The following is a 26,199-nucleotide window of genomic DNA, read 5'->3' as shown; positions in this document are numbered from 1 at the left end:
CCGGGCTGGCGTGCAGCGTCCGGGCAGAGGCGGATACTTTAATCCATCCAGGGGCCTGCCGACTAACGGTGGCGGGGGAAAATCTTCAGGGGCAGGGGTGTCGCAAGCAATCCGGCCCTGCACGACCCTCGTAGGAGCTGGCTTGCCTGCGAAAGGACCGCGCAGCGGGCCCAGGCCTTACCGCTATCGGGGACCGCTGTGCGGTCCTTTCGCAGGCAAGCCAGCTCCTACGGGGGGCGGAGTGTTCAGCGCTCGCTGACGAAGGTGCCGATGTCCTTGAGAATCACTTTCAGCGCCTGCTCCACCTCATCCAGGTCGCCCAGCGCATTCTCCAGGCTGATCTCCAGCACGTCATCGCCGCCGAACAGGTCGGTTGCGCCCGGCGCGGTCTCGATCAGCAGGCGGGTGGCGCCGAGGGTCACCTTGATGTCGCGCAGGGTATCGCCTTCCTCGTCCAGCAGCAGGTCGATCTCGTTCTCGTCCGGGTAGCGGCTCATGATGAACAACTCGCCCTTGGTGCTGTTGCTGCCCAGGGTGGCGAGATTGTCTTCTTCGTCGTCGGCCGGGTTGGCGAAGATCAGCGCGGAGGTCAGTTGCATGGCGGGCTCGATAGGAGAATTGAAACGCGAGTTTGCCAGTCTTTGCCGGCTGGATAAATCACGGGTTGCTCCTCGTTGTCCGAATATGTCGCAGCGTCGCAAGCAGGGGCGGGTGGCCTGTCGTTAAGCTGCGATGTCGATGGACATCCGTAAAGACGCAGTCGCCGCCGCGCCAGTGGTTTTTGCAGACGTCCATCCCGGTGTGACCGTTCGGTCAGCCCGGCAGCCGCTCTTTAGCATTCCTCACCGTTTTGCCCGCCATTGACTATGGTTGATGCGGGATAAAGCGGACACGCGCGACGCTTCACCCAATAACAAAGCCCAAGCGGAGTACCACAGATGGCGTTTTTCACCGCAGCCAGCAAAGCCGACTTCCAGCATCAACTGAAAGCGGCCCTGGGGCAGCACATCAGCGAACAGGCACTGCCACAAGTGGCGCTGTTCGCAGAGCAGTTCTTCGGCATCATCTCTCTTGACGAACTTACCCAGCGGCGCCTGTCCGACCTGGTCGGCTGCACCCTCTCTGCCTGGCGCATCATCGAGCGCTTCGATCACGGCCAGCCCCAGGTCAACGTCTACAACCCCGATTACGAGCGTCATGGCTGGCAGTCGACCCACACCGCCGTGGAAGTCCTGCACCATGACCTGCCGTTCCTGGTGGACTCGGTGCGCACCGAGCTGAACCGTCGCGGCTACAGCATCCACACCCTGCAGACCACCGTGCTCAGCGTGCGTCGCGGGGCGGCCGGCGAGCTGCTGGAGATCCTGCCCAAAGGTACCCAGGGCGAGGGCGTGCTCCAGGAATCGCTGATGTACCTGGAGATCGACCGTTGCGCCAACAACGCCGAACTCGCCGTGCTGACCCACGAACTGACCCAGGTACTGGCCGAAGTACGTGTCGCCGTGGCCGACTTCGAGCCGATGAAGGCCAAGGTCCGAGACTTGCTGGCGCTGGTCGAGCAGACCCCGTACGCGGCGGTCGAAGGCGAGAAGGCCGAGGTCCAGAGCTTCCTCGAATGGCTGGTGGGCAACCATTTCACCTTCCTCGGTTACGAAGAGTTCGTGGTCAAGGGCGATGCCCAGGGCGGCCATCTGGTCTATGACGAACAGTCCTTCCTGGGGCTGACCCGCCTGCTGCGCGCCGGCCTCACCGCCGACGACCTGCGCATCGAGGACTACGCAGTCAGCTACCTCAACGAGCCGCTGCTGCTGTCCTTCGCCAAGGCTGCCCATCCGAGCCGCGTGCACCGCCCGGCGTACCCGGACTACGTGTCGATCCGCCAGCTCGATGCCGACGGCAAGGTCATCAAGGAATGCCGCTTCATGGGCCTGTACACCTCCGCGGTGTACGGCGAAAGCGTCCGCCAGATTCCATACATCCGCGACAAGGTCGCCGAAGTCGAGCGCCGTTCCGGCTTCGATGCCAAGGCCCACCTGGGCAAGGAACTGGCCCAGGTCCTCGAAGTGCTGCCGCGTGACGACCTGTTCCAGACCCCGGTGGACGAGCTGTTCACCACCGTCATGTCCATCGTGCAGATCCAGGAGCGCAACAAGATCCGCGTGTTCCTGCGCAAGGACCCGTACGGCCGCTTCTGCTACTGCCTGGCCTACGTGCCGCGCGACATCTATTCCACCGAAGTGCGGCAGAAGATCCAGCAGGTGCTGATGGAGCGCCTGAAGGCCAGCGACTGCGAATTCTGGACCTTCTTCTCCGAGTCGGTGCTGGCGCGGGTGCAACTGATCCTGCGGGTCGATCCGAAGAACCGCATCGATATCGATCCCAAGCAGCTGGAAAACGAAGTGATCCAGGCCTGCCGCTCGTGGCAGGACGACTACGCCAGCCTGACCGTCGAGAGCTTCGGCGAAGCCCAGGGCACCAACGTCCTGGCCGACTTCCCGAAAGGCTTCCCGGCCGGCTACCGCGAGCGTTTCGCCGCGCACTCCGCGGTGGTCGACATGCAGCACCTGCTCAACCTGTCGGAGAAAAAGCCGCTGGTGATGAGCTTCTACCAGCCGCTGACCCAGGCCGGCAAACAGACCCTGCACTGCAAGCTGTACCACGCCGATACCCCGCTGGCCCTGTCCGACGTCCTGCCGATCCTGGAAAACCTCGGACTGCGCGTACTCGGCGAGTTCCCGTACCGCCTGCGTCACAACAATGGCCGCGAGTTCTGGATCCATGACTTCGCCTTCACCTACAGCGAAGGCCTGGACCTGGATATCCAGCAGCTCAACGACACCCTGCAGGACGCCTTCGTCCACATCGTCAACGGCGATGCGGAAAACGATGCCTTCAACCGCCTGGTGCTGACCGCCGGTCTGCCGTGGCGCGACGTCGCCCTGCTGCGCGCCTATGCGCGCTACATGAAGCAGATCCGCCTGGGCTTCGACCTCGGCTACATCGCCAGCACCCTGAACAACCACACCGACATCGCCCGCGAGCTGACCCGGTTGTTCAAGACCCGCTTCTACCTGGCGCGCAAGCTCGCCAGCGAAGACCTGGAAGACAAGCAGCAGCGTCTGGAACAGGCGATCCTCAGCGCCCTGGACGACGTCCAGGTGCTCAACGAAGACCGCATCCTGCGGCGCTACCTGGACCTGATCAAGGCCACCCTGCGCACCAACTTCTACCAGCCGGACGCCAAGGGCCAGAACAAGTCCTACTTCAGCTTCAAGTTCAATCCGAAGCTGATCCCCGAGCTGCCCAAGCCGGTGCCGCGCTTCGAGATCTTCGTCTATTCGCCACGGGTCGAGGGCGTGCACCTGCGCTTCGGCAACGTCGCCCGCGGCGGCCTGCGCTGGTCGGACCGCGAGGAAGACTTCCGTACCGAAGTGCTGGGCCTGGTGAAAGCCCAGCAGGTGAAGAACTCGGTGATCGTGCCGGTCGGCGCCAAGGGCGGCTTCCTGCCGCGTCGTCTGCCGCTGGGCGGCAGCCGTGACGACATCGCCGCCGAAGGCATCGCCTGCTACCGCATCTTCATCTCCGGCCTGCTCGACATCACCGACAACCTCAAGGACGGCGGCGTGGTGCCACCGGCCAACGTGGTGCGTCACGACGATGACGATCCGTACCTGGTGGTGGCGGCGGACAAGGGCACCGCGACCTTCTCCGACATCGCCAACGGCATCGCCATCGACTACGGTTTCTGGCTCGGCGACGCCTTCGCCTCCGGCGGCTCGGCCGGCTACGACCACAAGAAGATGGGCATCACCGCCCGTGGCGCCTGGGTTGGCGTGCAGCGCCACTTCCGCGAGCGCGGCATCAACGTGCAGAAGGACAACATCACCGTGGTGGGCATCGGCGACATGGCCGGTGACGTGTTCGGCAACGGCCTGCTGATGTCCGAGACCCTGCAACTGGTCGCGGCCTTCAACCACCTGCACATCTTCATCGACCCGAACCCGGACGCGGCCAGCAGTTTCGCCGAGCGCAAGCGCCTGTTCGACCTGCCGCGGTCGGCCTGGAGCGACTACGACACCAGCATCATGTCCGAGGGTGGCGGTATCTTCCCGCGCAGCGCGAAGAGCATCACCATCACCCCGCAGATGAAGGAACGCTTCGCCATCGAGGCGGACAAACTGACCCCGACCGAGCTGCTCAACGCCCTGCTCAAGGCGCCGGTCGACCTGCTGTGGAACGGCGGCATCGGCACCTACGTCAAGTCCAGCGAAGAAAGCCACGCCGACGTCGGCGACAAGGCCAACGACGCCCTGCGGGTCAACGGTGACGAGCTGCGCTGCAAGGTGGTGGGCGAGGGCGGCAACCTGGGCATGACCCAGCTCGGCCGGGTCGAGTTCGGCCTCAACGGCGGCGCGACCAACACCGACTTCATCGACAACGCCGGTGGTGTGGACTGCTCCGACCACGAGGTCAACATCAAGATCCTGCTCAACGAAGTCGTGCAGGCCGGCGACATGACCGAGAAGCAGCGCAACCAGCTGCTCGGCAGCATGACCGACGAAGTGGCCGCGCTGGTCCTGGGCAACAACTACAAGCAGACCCAGGCCCTGTCCCTGGCGGCGCGCCGTGCCAAGGAGCGCATCGCCGAGTACAAGCGCCTGATGGCCGACCTGGAAGGTCGCGGCAAGCTGGACCGGGCGATCGAGTTCCTGCCTTCGGAAGAGCAACTGGCCGAGCGCATCGCCGCCAACCAGGGTCTGAGCCGTGCCGAGCTGTCGGTGCTGATCTCCTACAGCAAGATCGACCTCAAGGAAGCCCTGCTCAAGTCGCTGGTACCGGACGACGACTACCTGACCCGCGACATGGAGACCGCGTTCCCGCCGTCGCTGGTGCACAAGTTTGCCGATGCCATGCGTCGCCACCGCCTGAAACGCGAGATCGTCAGCACCCAGATCGCCAACGACCTGGTCAACAACATGGGCATCACGTTCGTCCAGCGCCTGAAGGAGTCCACCGGCATGAGCCCGGCGAACGTGGCCGGGGCCTATGTGATCGTGCGTGACATCTTCCACCTGCCGCACTGGTTCCGTCAGATCGAGGCGCTGGATTACCAGGTGCCGGCGGAAGTCCAGCTGACCCTGATGGACGAACTGATGCGTCTGGGTCGTCGCGCGACCCGCTGGTTCCTGCGCAGCCGCCGCAACGAGCAGGATGCCGGCCGTGACGTCGCTCACTTCGGTCCGCAGATCGCCGCGTTGGGTCTGAAACTCGACGAACTGCTGGAAGGCCCGACCCGCGAACGCTGGCAGACCCGCTACCAGAGCTTCGTCGAGGCCGGCGTACCGGAACTGCTGGCGCGGATGGTGGCGGGTACCACGCACCTGTACACCCTGCTGCCGATCATCGAGGCTTCCGATGTCACCGGCCAGGACCCGGCGCAGGTAGCCAAGGCGTTCTTCGCCGTGGGCAGCGCGCTGGACCTGACCTGGTACCTGCAGGAAATCAGCAACCTGACCGTGGAAAACAACTGGCAGGCCCTGGCCCGCGAGGCCTTCCGCGACGATATCGACCTGCAGCAGCGCGCGATCACCATTTCCGTGCTGCAGATGGCCGATGCGCCGGAGGACATGGACGCGCGGGTAGCCTTGTGGGTGGAGCAGCACCGCGTGATGGTCGAGCGCTGGCGCGCCATGCTCGACGACCTGCGGGCCGCTACCGGCACCGATTACGCCATGTACGCGGTGGCCAACCGCGAGCTGGTGGATCTGGCGTTGAGCGGGCAGTCGGCGGTGTTGCCGTCCTGATCCCGTGAGGTGAAATGAAGAGGCCCCGGCAGTGATGCCGGGGCCTCTTTTATTTGGGGCGTTGCACGGAGCGACACCGTTTCTTCCTGGTCTCAGCGGTCATGCTTCCCGGATGCCGCGCCCGCCTGGGGCTCGTTGCCGGGCAAGGGGGCGGTCTCCAGTTCCAGCATCAGTAACACCATCTCGGTCAACTCGGCGTCGGACTTCTGTCCGGCGTAGAGGTCATTGAGTGCTTTGGCAAAGGGGATGCGCAGGTCCTGGCTTTCTTCCCGGGCGGTATCGCTGTAGCGCATCAGTTCGCTGATGGCCCGCAGCACCGCCGCTTGCCACCGAGCGGTGGTCCTCGGACCACCGCTGGTGATTGCAATCAACTTGTCCATCGTCAGCTGGCGAAGGGCGGGTTCCCGCAACGGCTCAGGCGGCTTGGGCGTGCGAGTGATCTTTGACATACCGGACGATACTCAGCGTTTCCTGGCGGAACTGCTCGTAGTCGATCTGCTGCGCGTTGATGAAGGTGCTGCCCATCATGGTCAGCGAGCCCATGAAGCTGGCTTCGGAGATTTCCTCGTCGCTTGCGCCAAACAGGCGCGCGGCTTCGGTATGGAACAAGGTGCAGTATTTGCAGCGGGTTGCCCCGGACACCGCCACACCGATCAGTTCCTTGTACTTGTTGGGAATCCGGGTATCCGCCAGCCAGAAGTCGCGGGCCATGCCCCAGAATCCGTTCGCGCCGCCTTCCGGCATCTGCCGGATCCACTCCGGCATCTGACCCAGGGTCTGTTCGATTTCTCGATAGGTATCGTTAATAGCCATGTGACACCTCCTGCCGCTCTGGAGGCATCTGCTCCAGAGGCAGATCCAGTCTAGTTCACTGGCAGCGATGCCTGTGCCGGCAGCATGGCGACCTCCGGCCATGAGGGCGTAAACCTCATGGAAACAACAGGATGGGCTTAGATTTTTTTGGCGTAATGCTATATCGCTAACAAAGGTCGGTCTTCTGCTGGCAGGTGCAGCGCATGTGAAGGACCGCTGCGCAGTCCTTCCACGGCAAGCCGGTCTGTTTTACTTGAACCGCCGTTCCACGCCTTTCTCCACCAGAATCTTCGCGGAGATCTCCTCCACCGAGAAATGCGTGGAATTGATGTGGGGAATATTCTCCCGGCGGAACAGGTTTTCCACCTCGCGCACTTCGAACTCGCACTGGGCGAAGCTGGCGTAGCGGCTGTTGGGCTTGCGTTCATGACGAATGGCGGTCAGGCGGTCCGGGTCGATGGTCAGCCCGAACAGCTTGTGCTGGTGATTCTTCAGTGCCGCTGGCAACTGCAGGCGCTCCATGTCGTCCTCGGTCAGCGGGTAGTTCGCCGCCCGGATGCCGAATTGCATGGCCATGTACAGACAGGTCGGCGTCTTGCCGCAGCGCGATACCCCCACCAGGATCAGGTCGGCCTTGTCGTAGTAGTGCGTCCGTGCCCCGTCGTCGTTGTCCAGGGCGAAGTTCACCGCCTCGATCCGCTCCATGTAGTTGGAGTTGCCGCCGATCGAGTGGGATTTGCCCACGGAATACGACGAATGGGCGGTCAGTTCCTGCTCCAGCGGGGCGAGGAAGGTGGAAAAGATGTCGATCATGAAGCCATTGGAGGTCGCCAGGATCTCGCGAATGTCCTGATTGACGATGGTGTCGAAGATGATCGGGCGCACGCCGTCGCGCTCTGCGGCGGCGTTGATCTGCTGCACCATGACCCGTGCTTTGTCCACGCTGTCGATGTAGGGACGGGTGAACTTGTTGAACGGAATATTCTCGAATTGGGCTAGAAGACTCTGCCCGAGGGTCTCCGCAGTGATGCCGGTACCGTCGGAAATGAAGAAAGCAGATCGTTTCATTTGCGCCATGGGCCTTAAGCTGGTGACGAATCTTGGATATGATAGGTTCGGTTTGCCGAACGCCATCGTAACGACATCGTCGGCATTCTCACTTATTTTCCAGGTCCAGGCCACAAGCGCCCGGTCGGTCCCGCGGGGGATTCACCGGCGTCCTGAGCTTTTCCAATACAGTTAGTGGAGAGATCACCTTGGTAGAGTACGTAGTTTCCCTCGATAAGCTCGGCGTCCATGATGTGGAGCATGTGGGGGGCAAGAACGCATCCCTGGGCGAGATGATCAGTAACCTCGCGGGTGCCGGTGTATCGGTTCCCGGCGGCTTTGCCACTACGGCTCAGGCGTACCGTGACTTCCTCGAGCAGAGCGGGCTGAACGACAAGATCCACGCCGCCCTCGACGCGCTGGATGTCGACGACGTCAACGCTCTGGCCAAGACCGGTGCGCAGATTCGTCAGTGGGTGATGGAAGCCGAGTTCCCGGCTCGTCTCGACGCGGAAATCCGCACCGCCTTCGCCGAAATGGCCCAGGGCAACGACAACATGGCCGTCGCGGTACGTTCCTCGGCCACCGCCGAAGACCTGCCGGACGCTTCCTTCGCCGGCCAGCAGGAGACCTTCCTGAACATCCGCGGCGTGGACAACGTGATCCGCGCGGCCAAGGAAGTGTTCGCCTCGCTGTTCAACGACCGCGCCATTTCCTACCGCGTCCACCAGGGCTTCGACCACAAGCTGGTGGCCCTGTCCGCCGGCGTGCAGCGCATGGTCCGTTCGGAAACCGGAACGGCGGGCGTGATGTTCACCCTCGACACCGAATCGGGCTTCCGCGACGTGGTCTTCATCACCGGCGCCTACGGCCTGGGTGAAACCGTCGTGCAGGGCGCGGTCAACCCGGACGAGTTCTACGTCCACAAGAACACCCTCGAAGCCGGCCGCCCGGCCATCCTGCGCCGCAACCTGGGCAGCAAGGCGATCAAGATGGTCTACGGCGAGGAAGCCAAGGCCGGTCGTTCGGTCAAGACCGTCGATGTCGACCGCGCCGATCGCGCACGCTTCTGCCTGAGCGATGCCGAGGTCAGCGAGCTGGCCAAGCAGGCGATGATCATCGAGAAGCACTACCAGCGTCCGATGGACATCGAATGGGCCAAAGACGGCGACGACGGCAAGCTGTACATCGTCCAGGCCCGTCCGGAAACCGTGAAGAGCCGTTCCAGCGCCAACGTCATGGAACGCTACCTGTTGAAAGAGAAGGGCACCGTCCTCGTCGAAGGCCGCGCCATCGGCCAGCGCATCGGCGCCGGCAAGGTCCGCGTGATCCATGACGTATCGGAAATGGACAAGGTCCAGCCGGGCGACGTGCTGGTCTCCGACATGACCGACCCGGACTGGGAACCGGTGATGAAGCGCGCCAGCGCCATCGTCACCAACCGCGGCGGGCGTACCTGTCACGCGGCGATCATCGCCCGTGAGCTGGGTATTCCGGCCGTGGTCGGTTGCGGCAACGCCACTCAGGTGCTGAAGGATGGCCAGGGTGTGACCGTTTCCTGCGCCGAAGGCGACACCGGTTTCATCTTCGAAGGCGAACTGGGCTTCGACGTGCGTCAGAACTCGGTCGACGCCATGCCCGACCTGCCGTTCAAGATCATGATGAACGTCGGCAACCCGGACCGCGCTTTCGACTTCGCCCAGCTGCCCAATGCCGGTGTCGGCCTGGCGCGCCTGGAGTTCATCATCAACCGCATGATCGGCGTGCACCCGAAAGCGCTGCTGAACTACGCGGGCCTGCCGCAAGAGCTGAAGGAAAGCGTCGACAAGCGCATCGCCGGCTACAACGATCCGGTCGGCTTCTACGTCGAGAAGCTGGTCGAGGGCATCAGCACCCTGGCCGCGGCGTTCTGGCCGAAGAAGGTCATCGTGCGTCTGTCGGACTTCAAGTCCAACGAATACGCCAACCTGATCGGCGGCAAGCTCTACGAGCCGGAAGAAGAGAACCCGATGCTCGGCTTCCGTGGTGCGTCGCGCTACATCAGCGAGTCGTTCCGTGACTGCTTCGAGCTGGAATGCCGTGCGCTGAAGCGTGTGCGCAACGAAATGGGCCTGACCAACGTCGAGATCATGGTGCCGTTCGTGCGCACCTTGGGCGAAGCCAGCCAGGTCGTCGACCTGCTCGCCGAGAACGGCCTGGGTCGTGGTGTCAACGGCCTGCGCGTGATCATGATGTGCGAACTGCCATCCAACGCCATCCTCGCCGACGAGTTCCTCGAGTACTTCGACGGCTTCTCCATCGGTTCCAACGACCTGACCCAGCTGACCCTGGGCCTGGACCGCGACTCCGGGATCATCGCGCACCTGTTCGACGAGCGGAATCCCGCGGTGAAGAAGCTGCTGGCCAACGCCATCCAGGCGTGCAACAAGGCGGGCAAGTACATCGGTATCTGCGGTCAGGGTCCTTCGGACCACCCGGACCTGGCCAAGTGGCTGATGGAGCAGGGCATCGAAAGCGTTTCGCTGAACCCCGACTCCGTACTGGAGACCTGGTTCTTCCTGGCCGAAGGTCAGGGCGCGGTCTGATCCGCTAGACACGCGGCGCTCCTCGTCCCCGGGCGGCGAGCGCCGCGACGCTTTTATCCAGGGCGTGTCCAATGAGTGGACGCGCCCTTTTTCGTGCAAGAAGCCTATGCAAAGCAGCAGCAGCCTTTTTCCCGTCGCCCTGCTCAGGGCCGAACGTTGTGGTGACCTGAGCGAGGACGTCTACCGCCTGAAGGCCGGCAACAGCCCCGACCCGAGTGTCGAGCTGGCGCTGACCCGCCTTGGCATGGCCGACCAGGATGCGGTCCGGGGCGTGCCGGTGATCCTTCTGCACGGCAGTTTCTCCAATCGCCGCTTCTGGTTTTCGCCCAGGGGTATCGGGCTCGGCGCCCATCTGGCGCGCGCCGGATTCGATGTGTGGATCGCGGAAATGCGCGGCCACGGCCTGTCGCCGCGCAATCGCGACTACAACGCCAATCGTGTCGCGGACTATGCCGCCTATGATCTGCCGGCCATCGCCGCCTTCGTTCACGAGCAGACCGCCCAGCCTGCGCACTGGCTCGGCCATTCCCTGGGCGGCACGACCCTGGCGGCGGCCCTGGGTGGGCGTTACCTGGACGAGACGCGGATCGCCAGCGCCGCGTTCTTTGGCACTCAGGTCAGTCGCACCTACTGGCCACTGAAGATTCCGCCGCTGGAATGGGGCAGTCGTCTGCTGCTCAAGCGCTTCCCGCATATTTCCGGTTCGCGGTTCAAGCGCGGCCCGGAAGACGAGCCGATCGGCCTGGCCATCGAAAGCATGCGCTGGTTCGGTCTGTTCGGCCGTTTCGGCGACAAGGAGCGCGACTGGTGGGCTGGCCTGGCAGAGGTGCGTGTGCCGGTGCTGACGGTTGCTGGCGCCGGTGATTTCCAGGACCCGGTGTGGGCCTGTCGCAAGCTGTTCGAGCAGATCGGCAGCGACGACAAGCGTTTTCTGCGCCTGGGCAAGGAAGAGGGATTCGACAACTTCGGCCATGTGGATATGCTGGTCAGCAAGCCTGCGCAAACTCAGGTCTGGCCGTTGGTGGAGCGCTGGTTGCGCGATCCGTTGGCGATGATTGAGCGGCAGGTGGTGTCGGACGTTTCGCCGGAGCCCGTTAACGGCTAAGATGTGACGTTTGTCGGCTATCTGGTCACTTTCTGTTTTTGGGTCCTTGTCATGTTCGTTGCCCTTGAGCGGCTGATCAATCTGCACGATGGCTATCGCAAGGCTTTCCGGGTCAACGGCCAGGCGTTGCTGTTGCTGGTGGTGGATAATCGCCCGGTGCTGATCGATGAGCGCTGCCCGCATCAGGGCGCGTCGTTGGCCGCGGCCACCGTGGAGGGTGACGTGCTGCGTTGTCCGCGGCATGGCCTGGCCTTCAGCCTGTCGTCCGGGAGGGCGCTGCAGCCGGGCTGCGCGGGGCTCAGCCTGTACAAGGTGGCGTATGAGGGTGACCGCATTGGCATCGACGTGTAGCCTGAGTCTGGTCTAAAGCCGTATTGCCAGGTTTCGTCCATTTCAGTGATTGTGAATCCGACATCCATTTTCTCTGTCTGACAGGAGTTTCCCATGCATTACGTTACGCCCGATTTGTGCGACGCCTACCCTGAACTGGTGCAGGTGCTGGAGCCGATGTTCAGCAACTTCGGCGGTCGCGACTCGTTCGGCGGCGAGATCGTCACCATCAAGTGCTTCGAGGACAACTCGCTGGTCAAGGAGCAGGTCGATCTCGACGGCAAGGGCAAGGTCCTGGTGGTCGACGGTGGCGGTTCGCTGCGCCGCGCGCTGCTGGGCGACATGCTTGCCGAGAAGGCGGCGAAGAATGGCTGGGAAGGCCTGGTGATCTATGGTTGCGTGCGTGACGTCGACGTCCTGGCGCAGACCGACGTCGGCGTGCAGGCCCTGGCCAGCCACCCGATGAAGACCGACAAGCGCGGCATCGGCGACCTCAACGTCGCGGTGACCTTCGCTGGCGTCACTTTCCACCCGGGCCAGTACATCTACGCGGACAACAACGGCGTGATCATCTCGCCTAGCCCGCTGAGCATGCCCGAGTGAGCCAATAGACAGGACGATGGAGTAAGGATGTTCGAGGAAGACAACGCGCAGTGGGGGCTGGTTCATGCCCTGGTTCTCGATGGCAGGGGCGGTGCGCGTCCTATCGCTCGGACTGAACTCGACGCCCTGGTCCTGCAGCCGGAGGAAAGCCTCTGGCTGCACTGGGACCGCGGTCACCCGCAGACCCAGACCTGGCTGCGCCAGGACAGCGGCCTCAACGAATTCGCCTGCGACCTGCTGCTGGAGGAGAACACCCGCCCGCGCATGCTGCCGCAGCCCGATGCGCAGATGCTTCTGTTTCTGCGCGGAGTCAACCTCAATCCAGGCGCGGAACCCGAGGACATGGTCTCGGTGCGCATCTTTGCCCAGGCCCAGCGTGTGATTTCCCTGCGTCTGCGGCCCCTGCGCGCCACCGACGAGCTGTTGCAGCAACTGGACGAAGGACGGGGTCCGCGCACCGCGTCGGAGTTGCTGCTGAGCCTGGCGCAGTTGCTGACGGACAAGATCCAGGCGGTGGTTTCCGATCTCTCGGAACTGGTCGACGACGAGGAAGAAAAACTCGAAGCCGACGAGCGCTACACCCCGGAACATGGCGTCTTGCAGCAGATGCGCCGGCGCGCTGCCGGGCTGCGCCGGTTCCTTGCGCCACAGCGGGAAATCTACGCGCAGTTGGCGCGCAACAAGTGGCCGTGGTTCGTCGAGGACGACGCGGACTACTGGAACGAGCTGAACAACAGCCTGATCCGGTACCTGGAAGAGCTGGAACTTACCCGTGAGCGGGTGGCGATGGTCCTGGAAAGCGAGGACCGTCGCCTCAACGAACGGATGAACCGGACCATGTACCGCTTCGGCATCATCACCTGCATTTTCCTGCCGATGAGCTTCGTCACCGGCCTGCTCGGCATCAATGTCGGCGGCATTCCCGGCTCCGACAGTCCATTGGGCTTCCTCTATGCCAGCCTGTTGGTGCTGGGCCTGGCCCTCGGGCAGTGGTGGCTGTTCCGCCGCCTGCGCTGGGTGTGAGAAGCGATTTTGACGAATTCATTCCCGACCCCCGTGCGAATTGTTCATGTGACCCGTGGCACGGGCGTCTCGTCTTTGACAGACATTGCGCGAGGTGCCCATGCACGATCCGTTTGAACAATCCCTGCGAGACATGCTCAAGGCGTCGCCTTCCGGCCAGGACCGGGATGACGATGCCTGCCTCGGGCGTGTCCTGAAAACCGCCAACCGCCAGGTCGGCGCCGGCGATCTGTTCAGTCTGCTTGGCCGCTGGAGCCAGGCGCTGATGATCGCCATCAACAATGGCTCGGCGCATGTCGCGCCGGTTCGCCGCACCGCTTCCAAAGCTGATAAGGCCGATTGAATATGGAACTTGATCTCTGGACCCAGAGCCTGGTCGCTGCGATGACCGCGTTGTGGACCAAAGTCGCGAACTTCATCCCCAACCTGTTTGGCGCCCTGGTGGTCGTGCTGCTCGGCTTCGTCGTGGCCAAGCTGCTCGACACCCTGCTGTCCAAACTGCTGGCCAAGCTCGGCCTCGATCGCCTGATGGCGGGTACCGGCCTGACCAAGATGCTCAGCCGTGTCGGTATCCAGGTGCCGATCTCGACCCTGATCGGCAAGATCGTCTACTGGTTCGTGCTCCTGGTATTCCTCGTGTCCGCCGCCGAGTCCCTCGGCCTGGAGCGGGTTTCCGCGACGCTCGACATGCTCGCCCTGTACCTGCCGAAAGTCTTCGGTGGCGCGTTGGTGCTGCTCTGCGGTCTGCTCCTGGCGCAGTTCGCCAATGGCCTGGTACGCGGCGCCGCCGAGGGTATCGGCCTGGAATACGCGGCAGGTATCGGACGCATCGCCCAGGGCCTGGTGATCATCATCAGCATCTCGGTGGCGATCAGCCAGCTGGAGGTGAAAACCGACCTCCTCAACCACGTGATCGTCATCGGCCTGATTACCGTTGGTCTGGCCGTGGCCCTGGCCATGGGCCTCGGCAGTCGGGAAATCGCCGGGCAGATCATTGCCGGTATCTATGTCCGCGAGCTCTACCAAGTCGGTCAGGATGTACGGATTGGCGACGTCGAAGGCCAGATCGAAGAGATCGGCACGGTCAAGACGGTGGTGCTGACCGATGATGGCGATTTGGTGTCGCTGTCCAATCGGACCCTGCTGGAGCAGCGTGTCAGTAGCCGCTAACCGGACAAATCCTGTTAATGTATGCCGCCGCGAAATCGCCCCTCCCGGGCGAGCGGCGACGAATACCTGACTGTCGGCCTGATTTGTTTTGAATAAAGTCACCTCGCTGCCCATGCGTTACGACCCCCGCGAACTCACCGATGAGGAGTTGGTGGCGCGTTCGCATGAGGAGCTATTTCACGTCACCCGCGCCTATGAAGAGCTCATGCGGCGCTACCAGCGCACACTTTTTAACGTTTGCGCGCGCTATCTCGGGAACGATCGGGATGCCGACGATGTCTGTCAGGAGGTGATGCTGAAGGTCCTGTACGGTCTGAAGAACTTCGAGGGCAAATCCAAGTTCAAGACCTGGCTCTACAGCATCACCTACAACGAGTGCATCACCCAGTACCGCAAGGAGCGGCGCAAGCGGCGGTTGATGGATGCCCTGAGTCTCGATCCGGTGGAAGAAGCTTCAGAAGAGAAATCGCCGAAGCCGGAAGAGAAGGGCGGGCTGGATCGCTGGTTGGTTCATGTGAACCCCATTGATCGGGAAATCCTGGTGCTACGATTTGTCGCAGAGCTGGAATTCCAGGAAATCGCCGACATCATGCATATGGGCTTGAGCGCAACGAAAATGCGTTACAAGCGTGCGCTGGACAAGCTTCGCGAGAAATTTTCCGGACAGATTGAAACTTAGTCCTACGGAATTTTCTCTAACGACCCGGTGAGTTCTGCTAAACTTGCCGTCGAGTTGTCCCCCGGAATTGGTGGGGACTGCTTAACAATCACCAAATGGGGATTTAACGGATGAAATTGAAAAACACCTTGGGCTTGGCCATTGGTTCTCTTGTTGCCGCAACTTCCTTCGGCGCACTGGCACAAGGCCAAGGCGCAGTCGAGATTGAAGGTAACGTCACTAAGCAGTACTACGATAGCGAACGTAACTTCAAGAATGATGGCACCAATCCTGGTGTTCGTCTCGGCTACTTCCTGACCGACGATGTGTCCCTGGACCTGAACTACAACGAGACTCACAACGCTCGTGGTGATGTGTTCAACAAGGACATCAAAGGCTCGAAAACCGGTCTCGACGCGACTTACCACTTCGGCGCTGCCGACGTTGGTCTGCGTCCATACGTTTCCGCTGGTTTCGCCCACGAAAGCCTGGGCCAGGCCACTCGCGGTGGCCGTGACCACTCCACCTTCGCCAACCTGGGCGCCGGTGCCAAGTGGTACATCACCGAATACTTCTTCGCCCGTGCTGGCGTTCAAGCTCAATACAACATCGACAACGGCAACACCGAGTGGGCGCCTACCGTCGGTGTCGGCCTGAACTTCGGTGGCAGCACCAAGCCTGCCGCTGCTCCAGCTCCTGCTCCAGTAGCTGAAGTCTGCTCCGACAGCGACAACGACGGCGTCTGCGACAACGTCGACAAGTGCCCTGACACTCCGGCCAACGTCACCGTTGACGCCGACGGCTGCCCGGCTGTTGCCGAAGTCGTTCGCGTTGAGCTGGACGTCAAGTTCGACTTCGACAAGTCGGTCGTGAAGCCAAACAGCTACGGCGATATCAAGAACCTGGCTGACTTCATGAAGCAGTACCCACAAACCACCACCACCGTTGAAGGTCACACCGACTCCGTTGGTACCGACGCTTACAACCAGAAGCTGTCCGACCGTCGCGCCAAGGCAGTCAAGGAAGTGCTGACCAACCAGTACGGTGTTGAGTCGAACCGCGTTCAGTCGGTTGGCTACGGTGAGTCCCGTCCGGTTGCCGACAACGCCACCGAAGCTGGTCGCGCTGTCAACCGTCGCGTTGAAGCTCAAGTAGAAGCTCAAGCCAAGTAATTGGTCTGACGCACTACTGAAAAGCCCGGCTTCGGCCGGGCTTTTCTTTGCCTGCGATTTACCCTTTCAGATCGCTGCCTGGCGCAGTTCCAGCAGGGCCGAGGCTGCTCCCGCCACCTCCCCGATGACCAGAATGGCCGGGCTCTGCAGGGCGAACGCCGCGGCGTCATGATCCATGTGCTGCAACTGGCTGCGGCATTCCCGTTGCCCGGGCAGGGATGCGTTCTCGATCATCGCCACGGGCATCTGCGGCGTCATGCCGGCCGCCAGCAAGCCTTGCTGGATCTCCCGCAGCCGGGCCACACCCATGTACACCACCAGGGTCATGCCGCTTTGCGCCAGGCCGTGCCAGTTGAGCGGGCTGTCGTCCTGGGTGTGCGCGGTGACCAGCGTCACGCCGCGACTCACGCCGCGCAAGGTGAGCGGAATGCCGCAGCGTGTCGCGCCGGCGAGCCCGGCGGTGATGCCGTTCACCAGTTCCACTTCCACACCCCGGGCCTCAAGCCACTCGGCTTCCTCGCCGCCCCGGCCGAAGATGCACGGGTCGCCGCCCTTCAGGCGAACCACGCAGCGGCCCTGGCGTGCGTGACGCAGCATCAGGCGCTGAATGAACGACTGTGGCGTCGAGCGGCAGCCACCGCGCTTGCCGACACGGATCACCCGTGCCCGCGGGCAGTGTTCGAGGACTGCCGGATTGACCAGGTCATCCAGCATCACCACATCGGCCTGGGCGATGGCGCGTACCGCTTTCAGGGTGAGCAGTTCGGGATCGCCGGGGCCGGCACCTACCAGCCAGACTTTTGCATTCATCGGGGCATTCCTCGTCAGGTCAGGGACTGTCAGCCTTTCAGCAGGCTGATCAGCAGAATCAGGTTGAGCAGCAGGGACAGCAGGGCCAGGGTGCGCCAGACCTTCAAGGGTTCGCGCTCCAGCAAGGGGCGCGGCCGCAGGGGCATGGGCTGGTGTTCGCCCTGTTCCAGCTGCAGCAGCCATTGCTCGGCGGTTTCGAAGCGTTGCCGCGGGTCGCGCGCCAGCGCCTGGGCGAGGTTGCGCTCCAGCCATTCCGGCAGGTCGGGACGCAGCCTCGCCGCACTCGTGGGCGTGCCGAAACGCGGATGCTGGAAGGCTTCGATCTCGCCGTAGGGGTACTGCCCGGTAAGCAGCCAGAACAGGGTGACGCCCAGGGCATACAGATCCTGTTGCGCTGTCGGTGCCTCGCCCTCGAACGCTTCCGGAGCGATGAAGGAGGGCGTGCCGGGCAGGTCGTGGGCGCTGTCCTGGGAGAGGCCGGGGCAGTACGCCAGGCCGAAGTCCAGCAGGCGCACCTGGCCGTCGTCGCCAAGGTGCAGGTTGTCCGGTTTGATGTCGCGATGAAGGATGTTGCGCCGGTGCAGGATGCCGATCGCGCGCAGGCTCTGCTGGGCGATATCCAGCCATTCCGGCAGCGACAGCGGGCCTTGTTGGGCGAAGCGTTGGCCCAGGGTCAGTCCCGAATGCTCGCGCATCAGGTAGTACAGGTGCTGACGCTGGTTGCCGGGGTGGACCTCGGGAAAGCAGCGCCCGGCGACCCGGCGCAGAAACCATTCCTCCATCAGCAGGCTTTGTTGCGCCAGGTTGTCCTGGTCGCGCTGCGCGGGGAGGGTCTTCAACAGCCAGGCTTGCTGCTGGCGGTCGCGCACGCGGTAGAGCAGGGATTGCCGGCTTCGTCTCAGCAGCGCCTCCACCTGCCAGCCTTCGAACGCCTGGCCGGGACGCAGTGCGGGGGGCAGCGGCCATTGCTGCAACTGCGCGAGGGTATCGCCGAGACTGGCGGCGCCAGGCTCTTCGACCCGCACCAGTACCGCGCTGGCGTTGTCCTGGCTGCCGGCCATGTGGGCCATGCGCACCAGGGTATCGCTGGCCTCGTCGAGGTCCGGGGTTTCCCGCAGCACGCTGGCGATCTGCCGATCATCCAGCACGCTCCAGACCCCGTCGCTGAGCAGCACGAAGCTTTCCCCGCGGCGCAATTCGCCTTCCAGATAGTCCACCAGCAGGTGCTCATCCAGGCCGAGGGCGCGCTTGAGCACATGCTGCATGCCCGGCTGGTCCCAGACGTGGTCCTGGCTGAGCCGTTGCAGCTGTCCGTCATGCCAGCGATAGGCCCGGCAATCACCGACATGCGCCAGGGTGAAGCGCAGGCCGCGCAGCACCAGGGCGCTGAGGGTGGTGAGCAGCGGCTGGCCGCCGCCATTGGCGCGCAGCCAGCGGTTCTGGGCCAGCAACAGACGGTCCAGGGCCTGGGCCACGCCCCAGGTCGGCGGCGTGGCGTAGTAATCCATGGCCAGCGCCTGCAGGCTGGCCCGCGCGGCCAGGCCGCCATCGGCGCACTGGCTGACGCCGTCGGCGAGAGCGAACAGGTAACCCTTGCTCGCGGCCAGTTCCGCCGCGGGGGTGACCAGGCGCGTGGCGTCCTGGTTTTCCTCCCGCGGCCCGCTGGCGCTGGCCTGGGCAAAGCTCAGGCGCAGGCTCATCAGACGCGCGCCGCGGTCACGGCCGCCGAGCCCCAGGTGGTGCGCCAGCGGCGTTTGACCCCGTGCAGGCCGAACCAGGCCAGAACACCGAGGCTGGCGAACAGCCACAGGCCCAGTTGGTAGTCACCGCTGTACTGCTTGATGGTGCCCAGGCCGGCGGCGAGGAAGAAGCCGCCGATACCGCCGGCCATGCCGATCAGGCCGGTCATCACTCCGATCTCCTGGCGGAAGCGTTGCGGGACCAACTGGAACACCGCGCCGTTACCCGCGCCGAGGCCGAGCATGGCGCTGACGAAGAGTCCCAGCGCGGCCACCGAACTGGGCAGGTTGAAGCCCACCGCGGCGATGCAGACCGCCGCCACGCTGTACATCGCCAGCAGGGTGCGGATGCCGCCGAAGCGGTCGGCCAGGGCGCCGCCCAGCGGACGCATCAGGCTGCCGGCGAAGACGCAGGCGGCGGTGTAGTAGCCGGCCTTGACCGGATCGAGGCCGTACTGGTCGTTGAAATAGCCGGGCAGGGCGCTGGCCAGGCCGATGAAGCCGCCGAAGGTGACGCTGTAGAAGAACATGAACCACCAGCTGTCGCGGTCGCCCAGGGCCTTGAGGTAGTCGGCCATGGCCTTGGCTTTCGGCCGCTGCGGGGCATTGCGCGCGAACAGGGCGAACAGCACCAGGGTCAGCAGCAGTGGCAGCACGGCGAAGCCGAACACGTTGTTCCAGCCGTAGGCCGCGGCCAGCACCGGGGCCAGCAGCGCGGCGAACACCGTGCCGGAGTTGCCCGCGCCGGCGATGCCCATGGCCTTGCCCTGGTGCTGCGGCGGATACCACTGCGAGGCCAGCGGCAGGGAGACGGCGAAGGACGCGCCGGCCACACCGAGGAACACGCCCAGCAGCAGGGCCTGTGAATAACTGTCGATACCCAGCTTCCAGGCGCAGAACAGCGCGACGATGACGATCACCTGGCCGATCAGCCCGGCGGTCTTCGGCGACAGGCGATCCACCAGGATGCCCATGACGAAGCGCAGCACCGCGCCGGCCAGGATCGGCGTGGCCACCATCAGCCCGCGTTGTTGCGTGGTCAGTTGCAGGTCGGCGGCGATCTGCACCGCCAGCGGGCCGAGCAGGTACCAGACCATGAAGCTCAGATCGAAGTACAGGAACGCGGCGAACAGGGTCGGGACATGCCCGGATTTCCAGAAGCTCGTATTCATTGGACACCTCACGGGGGTTGAAACAAAAAGACGTCGCTTCCCGGCCCGCGTGGCGCGAGGGGGAGAGCGACGTCTTTGTCGAGGAATGTGGGCAACCGCCGTTGGCTACCGGGATGAGTCAAAGCAAGAGGCGGGCCAGATATCGCCTCAGCCCAGCATCTCGCTCATGGCGATGATCTGTTCCGCCACCTGGATCAGTTTCTGCTGTTTGCTCATGGCCTGGCGGCGCATCAGGGTGTAGGCCTGTTCCTCGTCGCACTGCCTCATCTTCATCAGCATGCCCTTGGCCAGTTCGATGCGCTTGCGCTCCGCCAACTGCTGGTCGCGGGCGTGGAGCTGGGCCTTGAGCGCCTGGTCGCTCTCGAAGCGGGCCATGGCCACGTCGAGAATCGGCTGCAGGCGTCGGGCATGGATGCCCTCGACGATGTAGGCGCTGACCCCGGCCTGGATCGCCCGACGCATGACGCCGGGGTCGTGCTCGTCGGTGAACATCACGATCGGCCTGGGCAGATCGCGGCTGACCAGCACGACCTGGTCCATGACATCCCGGCCGGGTGACTCGGTATCGATCAGAATCACATCCGGACGCACCGTTTCGACGCGCGCCGGCAGGTCGATGGTCAGGCCGGACTCCTCGATCACCTCGAAACCGGCCTCCACCAGCGCCGCGCGAAGGCGGCCGACCTTTTTCTCGGTGTCGTCGATCAACAGGATTCGCAACATGTGGGCAGCTCCGGTCAGACGTCGCTCAAGGCATGCAGGCTGAAGCCATGGGCATAGCCGCGGGGATCCGAGCCATCCCAGACCGTTCCGTCGATCAGCCGGCTGCTGCGCATGGATTCCACCGGACAGTCGATGCCCAGGCCGATGGCGGCGTCGCGGTACAGGCTCAGTTGCTGGACCTGACGCGCTACCTCGAGGTAGTCCGGATCGTCGCGCAGCAGGCCCCAGCGGCGGAACTGGGTCATGAACCACATGCCGTCGGACAGGTACGGCACGTTGCTCCTACCATGGTTGTGCAGGCTGAGAGCGTGAGGATCGTGCCAGCGGTTGCCGAGACCGTCCTCGTAGTCGCCGAGCATGCGCGGCTCGATGGTCGTCAGCGGTGCATCGAGATAGGGCGGTGCGCTGAGCAATTGCGCGGTGGCGCGCCGATTCTCCTGGCTGGCCTCGATGAAGCGGCTCGCCGCGAGTACCGAGGCCACCAGCGCCCGCGCGGTGTTCGGGTACTGCTCGACGAAGGTCCGAGTGGCACCGAGGACCTTTTCCGGATGCTCCGGCCAGATCGACTGGCTGGTCGCCAGGGTAAAGCCCATGCCCTGGTTCACCGCATCCGCCGACCAGGGTTCGCCGACGCAGAAACCGTCAATGCGCCCGGCGCGCAGGTGGGCGAGCATCTGCGCCGGCGGGACCACCACGCTGTTGACATCGCGCAGGGGGTGAATGCCCTGGCTGGCGAGCCAGTAATACAGCCACATGGCGTGTGTGCCTGTGGGAAAGGTCTGGGCGAATGTAAGTTTTGTCCGACTTTGGTGCACGTGACGCTGCAGTGCTTCCGGATTGGTCACGCCCTGGGCCTGGAGCGTGGGGGAGAGGTTGATGCCCTGACCGTTGTGGTTCAGGCCCATCAGTACCGCCATCGGGGTCGCCGCGACGCCGCCGATGCCCAGGTGTACGGCGTAGGTCAGGCCATACAGGCAGTGCGCGGCATCCAGTTCACCGCTGAGCAGGCCGTCGCGCAGGCCGGCCCAGGAGCTCTGGCGCTTGAGGTTCAGGCTCAGGCCGTGGGGCTGGGCAAAGCCCTGGGTTGCCGCGACCACCAGCGGGGCGCAGTCGCTCAGTGCCATGAAGCCGATGTTCAGGCTGGTCTTTTCCGGCGCGTCGCTGCCATGCAGCCAGGCCAGTGGGGATGGAGAAATATCAGTCATCGCAATACAGTCGCCCGGCAGATAAAGCGTTGGCGGGCGCGCTGAACACGCCGGCCCCGTGGCAACGATCCAAGCAACCCATATGCCAAGGCCCTGTCGCCGAAACCTCGGCGTGGCTATAATCGCCACCTCTCCAAATCTTGAGCCAAGCCCGCCCATGTATAACCTGGCCCGCCAGCTGTTGTTCAAACTGTCCCCGGAAACTTCCCACGACCTGTCGCTCGACCTGATCGGCGCCGGCGGCCGTCTGGGCCTCAACGGGCTGTTGACCAAGGCGCCGGCGCGTTTGCCGGTGACGGTCATGGGCCTGGAGTTCGCCAATCCGGTGGGGCTGGCCGCCGGCCTGGACAAGAACGGCGCGGCCATCGACGGTTTCGGCCAGCTGGGCTTCGGTTTCGTCGAGATCGGCACCGTGACGCCGCGTCCGCAGCCAGGCAATCCGAAGCCGCGGCTGTTCCGTCTGCCGGAGGCCGAGGCGATCATCAACCGCATGGGCTTCAACAACCTGGGTGTGGACAACCTGCTCGAGCGGGTACGGGCCTCCCGCTACAAGGGCGTGCTGGGCATCAACATCGGCAAGAACTTCGACACTCCCGTCGAGCGCGCGGTGGACGACTACCTGATCTGCCTGAACAAGGTCTATGCCCAGGCCAGCTACATCACCGTCAACGTCAGCTCGCCCAACACGCCGGGCCTGCGCAGCCTGCAGTTCGGCGATTCGCTCAAGCAACTGCTCGAGGAACTGGCCGTGCGCCGCGAGGAACTGGCCCTGGCGCATGGCAAGCGCGTACCGCTGGCGATCAAGATCGCTCCGGACATGACCGACGAGGAAACCGCGCTGGTGGCCGCGGCCCTGCTGGAGTCGGGAATGGACGCGGTGATCGCGACCAACACCACCCTCAGCCGCGAAGGCGTCGAGGGTCTGCATCATGCCGACGAGGCCGGTGGCCTGTCCGGTGCTCCGGTGCGTGACAAGAGCACCCACACGGTGAAGGTACTGGCCGGGGAACTGGCGGGTCGCATGCCGATCATCGCCGCCGGCGGAATCACCGAGGGTCGCCATGCCGCCGAGAAGATCGCCGCGGGTGCGAGCCTGGTGCAGATCTATTCCGGTTTCATCTACAAGGGCCCGGCGCTGATCCGCGAAGCGGTCGATGCCATCGCCGCGATGCCGGGGCGCTGACTCACGCTCATAAGGACACGGGCATAAAAAAGGGCCCCATCAAGGGGCCCCCTGGGCCGAAGCCCGCCGCCCGGATAGGGCGCGCATGTGAAACGGTGATTCGGTCAAGCTCCTCGATCAGCCAACGGCGTGAACTTCGTTGAGTCTATGGATACCTGCGGTGCCGGTCATACCATCCCAGTTGTCGCCTCGTCCTTCACGCCAGCCATTGATCCATGCCTGGCGTACGGACGGCAGGGTGAAGGGGCAAAGCTCGCGGGATTTGCCGGTGACTCCGTATTGGTAGCCACGTGAAAATGCTCTTTCCAACGGATCACGCTTAAGTCTTCTCATAGGGTACTGCCCTCATTTGTTGACTGTAATGTCCCGTCGGCCTCGTTTGAGGCCGGGCAGATTCTTTCTGCCGGTGTTGCGCTCGCTGCCGGCGTGGCGAGCTGAAGTGTCGTACCGTTGCGGTCACGACCTGAGTTGATTTCTAACCAATGGGGATGGACGTGTGAACGAACGTTTTGTCATAAGCACGTAACCTTTCCATGGGTGAGAGGATAAGTAAAAAAATGCTTCACAAGGGGACGCCGGTTAAAGCCAGCTATCATCAGGATTTGCCCCGCCTATGCAGCAAAACGCCATCGCATAGCTGGTTTTCCGGCGCTGGCGGATAAATCGACGAAGGGTCGTTTTTGTCACCTTCAGCAACAGAATTTTTCGTTCTGCCCGGCGATCAAAGCCTTTTTGCCTCCCGCGAAAAGGACGCTCCGGGCGGCCCGGCACGCAGCGTCGTGCCATTCGGGTGCTTGCCGAAGGCACCCGATCAAACTTCGAAGGGCGATGCGTTCGCACCTTCACTACAAGGCTGGATTGACCCATGTCGGACCGTTTCGAACTCTACCTTACCTGTCCCAAAGGCCTGGAAGGCCTGCTTGCCGACGAGGCCCGTGGCCTTGGCCTGGAGGATGTGCGCGAGCACACCTCGGCGCTGCGCGGCTCGGCCGACATGGAAACCGCCTATCGCCTGTGCCTCTGGTCGCGCCTGGCCAACCGCGTACTGCTGGTGCTCAAGCGCTTCGACATGAAGAACGCCGACGACTTGTACGACGGTGTCCACGACGTCGACTGGCAGGAGCACCTGGATGCCGCCGGCACCCTGGCGGTGGAGTTCAGCGGCCATGGCTCGGGCATCGACAACACGCACTTCGGTGCGCTCAAGGTCAAGGACGCCATCGTCGACAAGCTGCGCACCGCCCGCGGCGAGCGGCCGTCGGTGGACAAGCTGAATCCCGACCTGCGCGTGCATCTGCGCCTGGAGCGCGGCGAGGCGATCCTGTCCCTGGATCTGTCCGGGCACAGCCTGCACCAGCGTGGTTACCGCCTGCAGCAGGGCGCCGCGCCACTCAAGGAAAACCTCGCCGCCGCCGTGCTGATCCGCGCCGGCTGGCCGCGCATCGCCGCCGAAGGCGGGGCCCTGGCCGACCCGATGTGCGGTGTCGGTACCTTCCTCGTGGAAGCGGCGATGATCGCCGCGGACATCGCGCCGAACCTCAAGCGCGAACGCTGGGGCTTCAGCTCCTGGCTCGGCCATGTGCCGGCGCTGTGGCGCAAGGTCCACGATGAAGCCCGGGCCCGCGCCGAAGCCGGGCTGGCTCGTCCACCGCTGTGGATTCGCGGCTACGAGGCCGACCCGCGGCTGATCCAGCCGGGACGCAACAACGTCGAGCGCGCCGGTCTGAGCGACTGGGTGAAGATCTACCAGGGCGAGGTCGGCACTTTCGAGCCGCGCCCGGACCAGAACCAGAAAGGCCTGGTGATCAGCAACCCGCCCTACGGCGAGCGCCTCGGCGACGAAGCCAGCCTGCTCTATCTCTACCAGAACCTCGGCGAGCGCCTGCGCCAGGCCTGTCTCGGCTGGGAGGCGGCGGTGTTCACCGGGGCGCCTGACCTGGGCAAGCGCATGGGCATCCGCAGCCACAAGCAGTACGCCTTCTGGAACGGTGCGTTGCCGTGCAAGCTGCTGCTGATCAAAGTGCAACCGGACCAGTTCGTCACCGGCGAGCGTCGCTCCAGCGAGCGCAACCCGGACGAAGCCCGGCCAGCGGCAGCTGCCGAGCCTGCGCGCCTGAGCGAAGGCGGGCAGATGTTCGCCAACCGCCTGCAGAAGAACCTCAAGCAGCTGGGCAAGTGGGCCAGCCGCGAGCACATCACCTGCTATCGCCTCTACGATGCCGACATGCCGGAGTACGCCGTGGCGGTCGATCTCTACCAGGGCTGGGTGCACGTGCAGGAATACGCCGCGCCGCGCTCCATCGATCCGGAAAAGGCCCAGGCTCGCCTGTTCGACGCTCTGGCGGCAATCCCGCAGGCGCTCGGCGTCGACCAGAGCAAGGTGGTGGTCAAGCGCCGCGAGCGGCAGAGCGGCACCCGCCAGTACGAGCGGCAGAACAGCCAGGGGCAGTTCATGGAGGTCAGCGAAGGCGGGGTCAAGCTGCTGGTCAACCTCACCGATTACCTGGACACCGGACTGTTCCTCGACCATCGCCCGATGCGCCTGCGTATCCAGCGCGAGGCCGCGGGCAAGCGCTTCCTCAACCTGTTCTGCTACACCGCCACGGCCACCGTGCACGCGGCCAAGGGCGGCGCGCGCAGCACCACCAGCGTCGACCTGTCGAAGACCTACCTGGACTGGGCGCGGCGCAACCTCTCGCTCAACGGTTATTCCGACAAGAACCGCCTGGAGCAGGGCGACGTGATGGCCTGGCTGGAAAGCAACCGCGAGCAGTTCGAGCTGATCTTCATCGATCCACCGACCTTCTCCAACTCCAAGCGCATGGAAGGGGTCTTCGATGTGCAGCGCGACCATGTGCAACTCCTCGACCTGGCGGTTGCACGCCTGGCGCCGGGCGGTGTGCTGTATTTCTCCAACAACTTCCGCAAGTTCCAGCTCGACGAGCATCTGCAGGAGCGCTATGCCATCGAGGAAATCAGTGCCAGCACCCTGGACCCCGACTTCGCCCGCAATGGCAAGATTCACCGGGCCTGGCGCATCCAGGCGCGGTGAAGTAA

The 26,199-nt window shown here is 63.9% G+C and carries 22 protein-coding genes; 12 read left to right on the top strand and 10 right to left on the bottom strand.

The genetic code is table 11. The features are described from left to right. Positions 1-245: 245 nt before the first annotated feature. Positions 246-599 carry a hypothetical protein gene (locus tag CHB99_RS20675; RefSeq protein ID WP_042124205.1) on the bottom strand — a complete coding sequence of 118 codons (354 nt, stop codon included), beginning with the start codon at positions 597-599 and terminating at the stop codon, positions 246-248. A 339-nt stretch (positions 600-938) separates the two neighbouring features. On the opposite strand from CHB99_RS20675, the gene CHB99_RS20670 reads away from it, so the two are divergent. Beyond that, positions 939-5,804 (top strand): NAD-glutamate dehydrogenase, encoded by a 4,866-nt coding sequence (locus CHB99_RS20670; RefSeq protein WP_042124207.1) that lies wholly within the window; start codon positions 939-941, stop codon positions 5,802-5,804. Positions 5,805-5,896: 92 nt separating this feature from the next. On the opposite strand, the gene CHB99_RS20665 is transcribed toward CHB99_RS20670, so the two are convergent. From CHB99_RS20665 to ppsR, 3 genes are all read right to left on the bottom strand, one after another. Continuing rightward, entirely contained in the window at positions 5,897-6,184 is a 288-nt protein-coding gene (locus tag CHB99_RS20665; RefSeq protein ID WP_042124209.1) for a hypothetical protein, read from the bottom strand. Positions 6,185-6,218: 34 nt separating this feature from the next. Beyond that, the gene (locus CHB99_RS20660; protein ID WP_042124211.1) at positions 6,219-6,617 is read right to left on the bottom strand and encodes a carboxymuconolactone decarboxylase family protein; all 399 of its coding nucleotides are present in this window, start codon (positions 6,615-6,617) and stop codon (positions 6,219-6,221) included. 249 nt (positions 6,618-6,866) lie between these two features. Continuing rightward, entirely contained in the window at positions 6,867-7,685 is an 819-nt protein-coding gene (ppsR, locus tag CHB99_RS20655; protein WP_042124213.1) for a posphoenolpyruvate synthetase regulatory kinase/phosphorylase PpsR, read from the bottom strand. A 188-nt stretch (positions 7,686-7,873) separates the two neighbouring features. Here ppsR and ppsA point away from each other — a divergent pair, with 188 nt between their 5' ends. The 9 genes from ppsA (at position 7,874) to CHB99_RS20605 (ending at position 16,310) form a co-directional block, all read left to right on the top strand. After that, positions 7,874-10,249 (top strand): phosphoenolpyruvate synthase, encoded by a 2,376-nt coding sequence (gene ppsA / locus CHB99_RS20645; protein WP_042124215.1) that lies wholly within the window; start codon positions 7,874-7,876, stop codon positions 10,247-10,249. Positions 10,250-10,355: 106 nt separating this feature from the next. Then, positions 10,356-11,354, top strand: coding sequence for an alpha/beta fold hydrolase (locus CHB99_RS20640; protein WP_042124217.1), 999 nt, complete (start codon positions 10,356-10,358; stop codon positions 11,352-11,354). Between the two features lie 51 nt (positions 11,355-11,405). Then, the gene (locus CHB99_RS20635; RefSeq protein ID WP_042124219.1) at positions 11,406-11,705 is read left to right on the top strand and encodes a Rieske (2Fe-2S) protein; all 300 of its coding nucleotides are present in this window, start codon (positions 11,406-11,408) and stop codon (positions 11,703-11,705) included. A gap of 93 nt (positions 11,706-11,798) precedes the next feature. Next, the gene (gene rraA / locus CHB99_RS20630; RefSeq protein ID WP_042124221.1) at positions 11,799-12,287 is read left to right on the top strand and encodes a ribonuclease E activity regulator RraA; all 489 of its coding nucleotides are present in this window, start codon (positions 11,799-11,801) and stop codon (positions 12,285-12,287) included. A gap of 27 nt (positions 12,288-12,314) precedes the next feature. Continuing rightward, positions 12,315-13,310: a zinc transporter ZntB gene (locus CHB99_RS20625; RefSeq protein WP_042124223.1), complete on the top strand. Its 996-nt coding sequence runs from the start codon at positions 12,315-12,317 to the stop codon at positions 13,308-13,310. A 94-nt stretch (positions 13,311-13,404) separates the two neighbouring features. Beyond that, a complete protein-coding gene (locus tag CHB99_RS20620; RefSeq protein WP_170946401.1) occupies positions 13,405-13,653 on the top strand; it encodes a CrfX protein in 249 nt (82 codons plus the stop codon). Positions 13,654-13,655: 2 nt separating this feature from the next. After that, on the top strand, positions 13,656-14,480 hold the full coding sequence (locus CHB99_RS20615; RefSeq protein ID WP_042124227.1) for a mechanosensitive ion channel family protein: 825 nt from the start codon (positions 13,656-13,658) through the stop codon (positions 14,478-14,480). A 112-nt stretch (positions 14,481-14,592) separates the two neighbouring features. Next, the gene (sigX, locus tag CHB99_RS20610; protein ID WP_042124229.1) at positions 14,593-15,159 is read left to right on the top strand and encodes an RNA polymerase sigma factor SigX; all 567 of its coding nucleotides are present in this window, start codon (positions 14,593-14,595) and stop codon (positions 15,157-15,159) included. Positions 15,160-15,269: 110 nt separating this feature from the next. Then, positions 15,270-16,310 (top strand): OmpA family protein, encoded by a 1,041-nt coding sequence (locus CHB99_RS20605; RefSeq protein WP_042124231.1) that lies wholly within the window; start codon positions 15,270-15,272, stop codon positions 16,308-16,310. 66 nt (positions 16,311-16,376) lie between these two features. On the opposite strand, the gene cobA is transcribed toward CHB99_RS20605, so the two are convergent. The 5 genes from cobA to CHB99_RS20580 form a co-directional block, all read right to left on the bottom strand. After that, on the bottom strand, positions 16,377-17,120 hold the full coding sequence (gene cobA, locus CHB99_RS20600) for a uroporphyrinogen-III C-methyltransferase (protein WP_042124233.1): 744 nt from the start codon (positions 17,118-17,120) through the stop codon (positions 16,377-16,379). Positions 17,121-17,149: 29 nt separating this feature from the next. Further along, the gene (locus CHB99_RS20595; protein ID WP_042124235.1) at positions 17,150-18,820 is read right to left on the bottom strand and encodes a bifunctional protein-serine/threonine kinase/phosphatase; all 1,671 of its coding nucleotides are present in this window, start codon (positions 18,818-18,820) and stop codon (positions 17,150-17,152) included. Next, a complete protein-coding gene (locus CHB99_RS20590; protein WP_042124237.1) occupies positions 18,820-20,031 on the bottom strand; it encodes a nitrate/nitrite transporter in 1,212 nt (403 codons plus the stop codon). The genes CHB99_RS20595 and CHB99_RS20590 overlap by 1 nt, the downstream gene beginning before the upstream one ends. A 147-nt stretch (positions 20,032-20,178) precedes the next feature. After that, positions 20,179-20,754 carry an ANTAR domain-containing response regulator gene (locus tag CHB99_RS20585; protein WP_042124239.1) on the bottom strand — a complete coding sequence of 192 codons (576 nt, stop codon included), beginning with the start codon at positions 20,752-20,754 and terminating at the stop codon, positions 20,179-20,181. A gap of 14 nt (positions 20,755-20,768) precedes the next feature. After that, positions 20,769-21,959, bottom strand: a complete 1,191-nt coding sequence (locus CHB99_RS20580) for a CmpA/NrtA family ABC transporter substrate-binding protein (protein ID WP_042124240.1) — start codon at positions 21,957-21,959, stop codon at positions 20,769-20,771. 157 nt (positions 21,960-22,116) lie between these two features. Here CHB99_RS20580 and CHB99_RS20575 point away from each other — a divergent pair, with 157 nt between their 5' ends. Beyond that, positions 22,117-23,142 carry a quinone-dependent dihydroorotate dehydrogenase gene (locus CHB99_RS20575; RefSeq protein WP_042124242.1) on the top strand — a complete coding sequence of 342 codons (1,026 nt, stop codon included), beginning with the start codon at positions 22,117-22,119 and terminating at the stop codon, positions 23,140-23,142. Between the two features lie 117 nt (positions 23,143-23,259). On the opposite strand, the gene rmf is transcribed toward CHB99_RS20575, so the two are convergent. After that, positions 23,260-23,475, bottom strand: a complete 216-nt coding sequence (gene rmf / locus CHB99_RS20570) for a ribosome modulation factor (RefSeq protein ID WP_009404525.1) — start codon at positions 23,473-23,475, stop codon at positions 23,260-23,262. Positions 23,476-24,007: 532 nt separating this feature from the next. Between rmf and rlmKL the strand changes: the two genes are divergently transcribed. Beyond that, a complete protein-coding gene (gene rlmKL, locus CHB99_RS20565) occupies positions 24,008-26,194 on the top strand; it encodes a bifunctional 23S rRNA (guanine(2069)-N(7))-methyltransferase RlmK/23S rRNA (guanine(2445)-N(2))-methyltransferase RlmL (RefSeq protein WP_042124244.1) in 2,187 nt (728 codons plus the stop codon). The last annotated feature ends 5 nt before the right edge of the window (positions 26,195-26,199 follow it).

The sequence above is a fragment of the Pseudomonas japonica genome, assembly GCF_900188455.1.
Taxonomy (GTDB): Bacteria; Pseudomonadota; Gammaproteobacteria; order Pseudomonadales; family Pseudomonadaceae; genus Aquipseudomonas; species Aquipseudomonas japonica.
Note: the sequence above shows the minus strand (reverse complement) of the source record. Positions and strands in the feature narration are given on the sequence as shown.

Excerpts from the sequence above, each read along its gene's own strand:
- CHB99_RS20590 (WP_042124237.1), bottom strand. The coding sequence starts at position 20,031 with ATGAATACGAGCTTCTGGAAATCCGGGCATGTCCCGACCCTGTTCGCC.
- rraA (WP_042124221.1), top strand. The coding sequence starts at position 11,799 with ATGCATTACGTTACGCCCGATTTGTGCGACGCCTACCCTGAACTGGTG.
- ppsR (WP_042124213.1), bottom strand. The coding sequence starts at position 7,685 with ATGAAACGATCTGCTTTCTTCATTTCCGACGGTACCGGCATCACTGCG.
- CHB99_RS20580 (WP_042124240.1), bottom strand. The coding sequence starts at position 21,959 with ATGACTGATATTTCTCCATCCCCACTGGCCTGGCTGCATGGCAGCGAC.
- CHB99_RS20595 (WP_042124235.1), bottom strand. The coding sequence starts at position 18,820 with ATGAGCCTGCGCCTGAGCTTTGCCCAGGCCAGCGCCAGCGGGCCGCGG.
- CHB99_RS20585 (WP_042124239.1), bottom strand. The coding sequence starts at position 20,754 with ATGTTGCGAATCCTGTTGATCGACGACACCGAGAAAAAGGTCGGCCGC.
- CHB99_RS20675 (WP_042124205.1), bottom strand. The coding sequence starts at position 599 with ATGCAACTGACCTCCGCGCTGATCTTCGCCAACCCGGCCGACGACGAA.
- CHB99_RS20660 (WP_042124211.1), bottom strand. The coding sequence starts at position 6,617 with ATGGCTATTAACGATACCTATCGAGAAATCGAACAGACCCTGGGTCAG.
- CHB99_RS20665 (WP_042124209.1), bottom strand. The coding sequence starts at position 6,184 with ATGGACAAGTTGATTGCAATCACCAGCGGTGGTCCGAGGACCACCGCT.
- rmf (WP_009404525.1), bottom strand. The coding sequence starts at position 23,475 with ATGAGAAGACTTAAGCGTGATCCGTTGGAAAGAGCATTTTCACGTGGC.
- CHB99_RS20615 (WP_042124227.1), top strand. The coding sequence starts at position 13,656 with ATGGAACTTGATCTCTGGACCCAGAGCCTGGTCGCTGCGATGACCGCG.
- CHB99_RS20670 (WP_042124207.1), top strand. The coding sequence starts at position 939 with ATGGCGTTTTTCACCGCAGCCAGCAAAGCCGACTTCCAGCATCAACTG.
- CHB99_RS20575 (WP_042124242.1), top strand. The coding sequence starts at position 22,117 with ATGTATAACCTGGCCCGCCAGCTGTTGTTCAAACTGTCCCCGGAAACT.
- CHB99_RS20605 (WP_042124231.1), top strand. The coding sequence starts at position 15,270 with ATGAAATTGAAAAACACCTTGGGCTTGGCCATTGGTTCTCTTGTTGCC.
- cobA (WP_042124233.1), bottom strand. The coding sequence starts at position 17,120 with ATGAATGCAAAAGTCTGGCTGGTAGGTGCCGGCCCCGGCGATCCCGAA.
- CHB99_RS20635 (WP_042124219.1), top strand. The coding sequence starts at position 11,406 with ATGTTCGTTGCCCTTGAGCGGCTGATCAATCTGCACGATGGCTATCGC.
- sigX (WP_042124229.1), top strand. The coding sequence starts at position 14,593 with ATGCGTTACGACCCCCGCGAACTCACCGATGAGGAGTTGGTGGCGCGT.
- CHB99_RS20640 (WP_042124217.1), top strand. The coding sequence starts at position 10,356 with ATGCAAAGCAGCAGCAGCCTTTTTCCCGTCGCCCTGCTCAGGGCCGAA.
- rlmKL (WP_042124244.1), top strand. The coding sequence starts at position 24,008 with ATGTCGGACCGTTTCGAACTCTACCTTACCTGTCCCAAAGGCCTGGAA.
- CHB99_RS20625 (WP_042124223.1), top strand. The coding sequence starts at position 12,315 with ATGTTCGAGGAAGACAACGCGCAGTGGGGGCTGGTTCATGCCCTGGTT.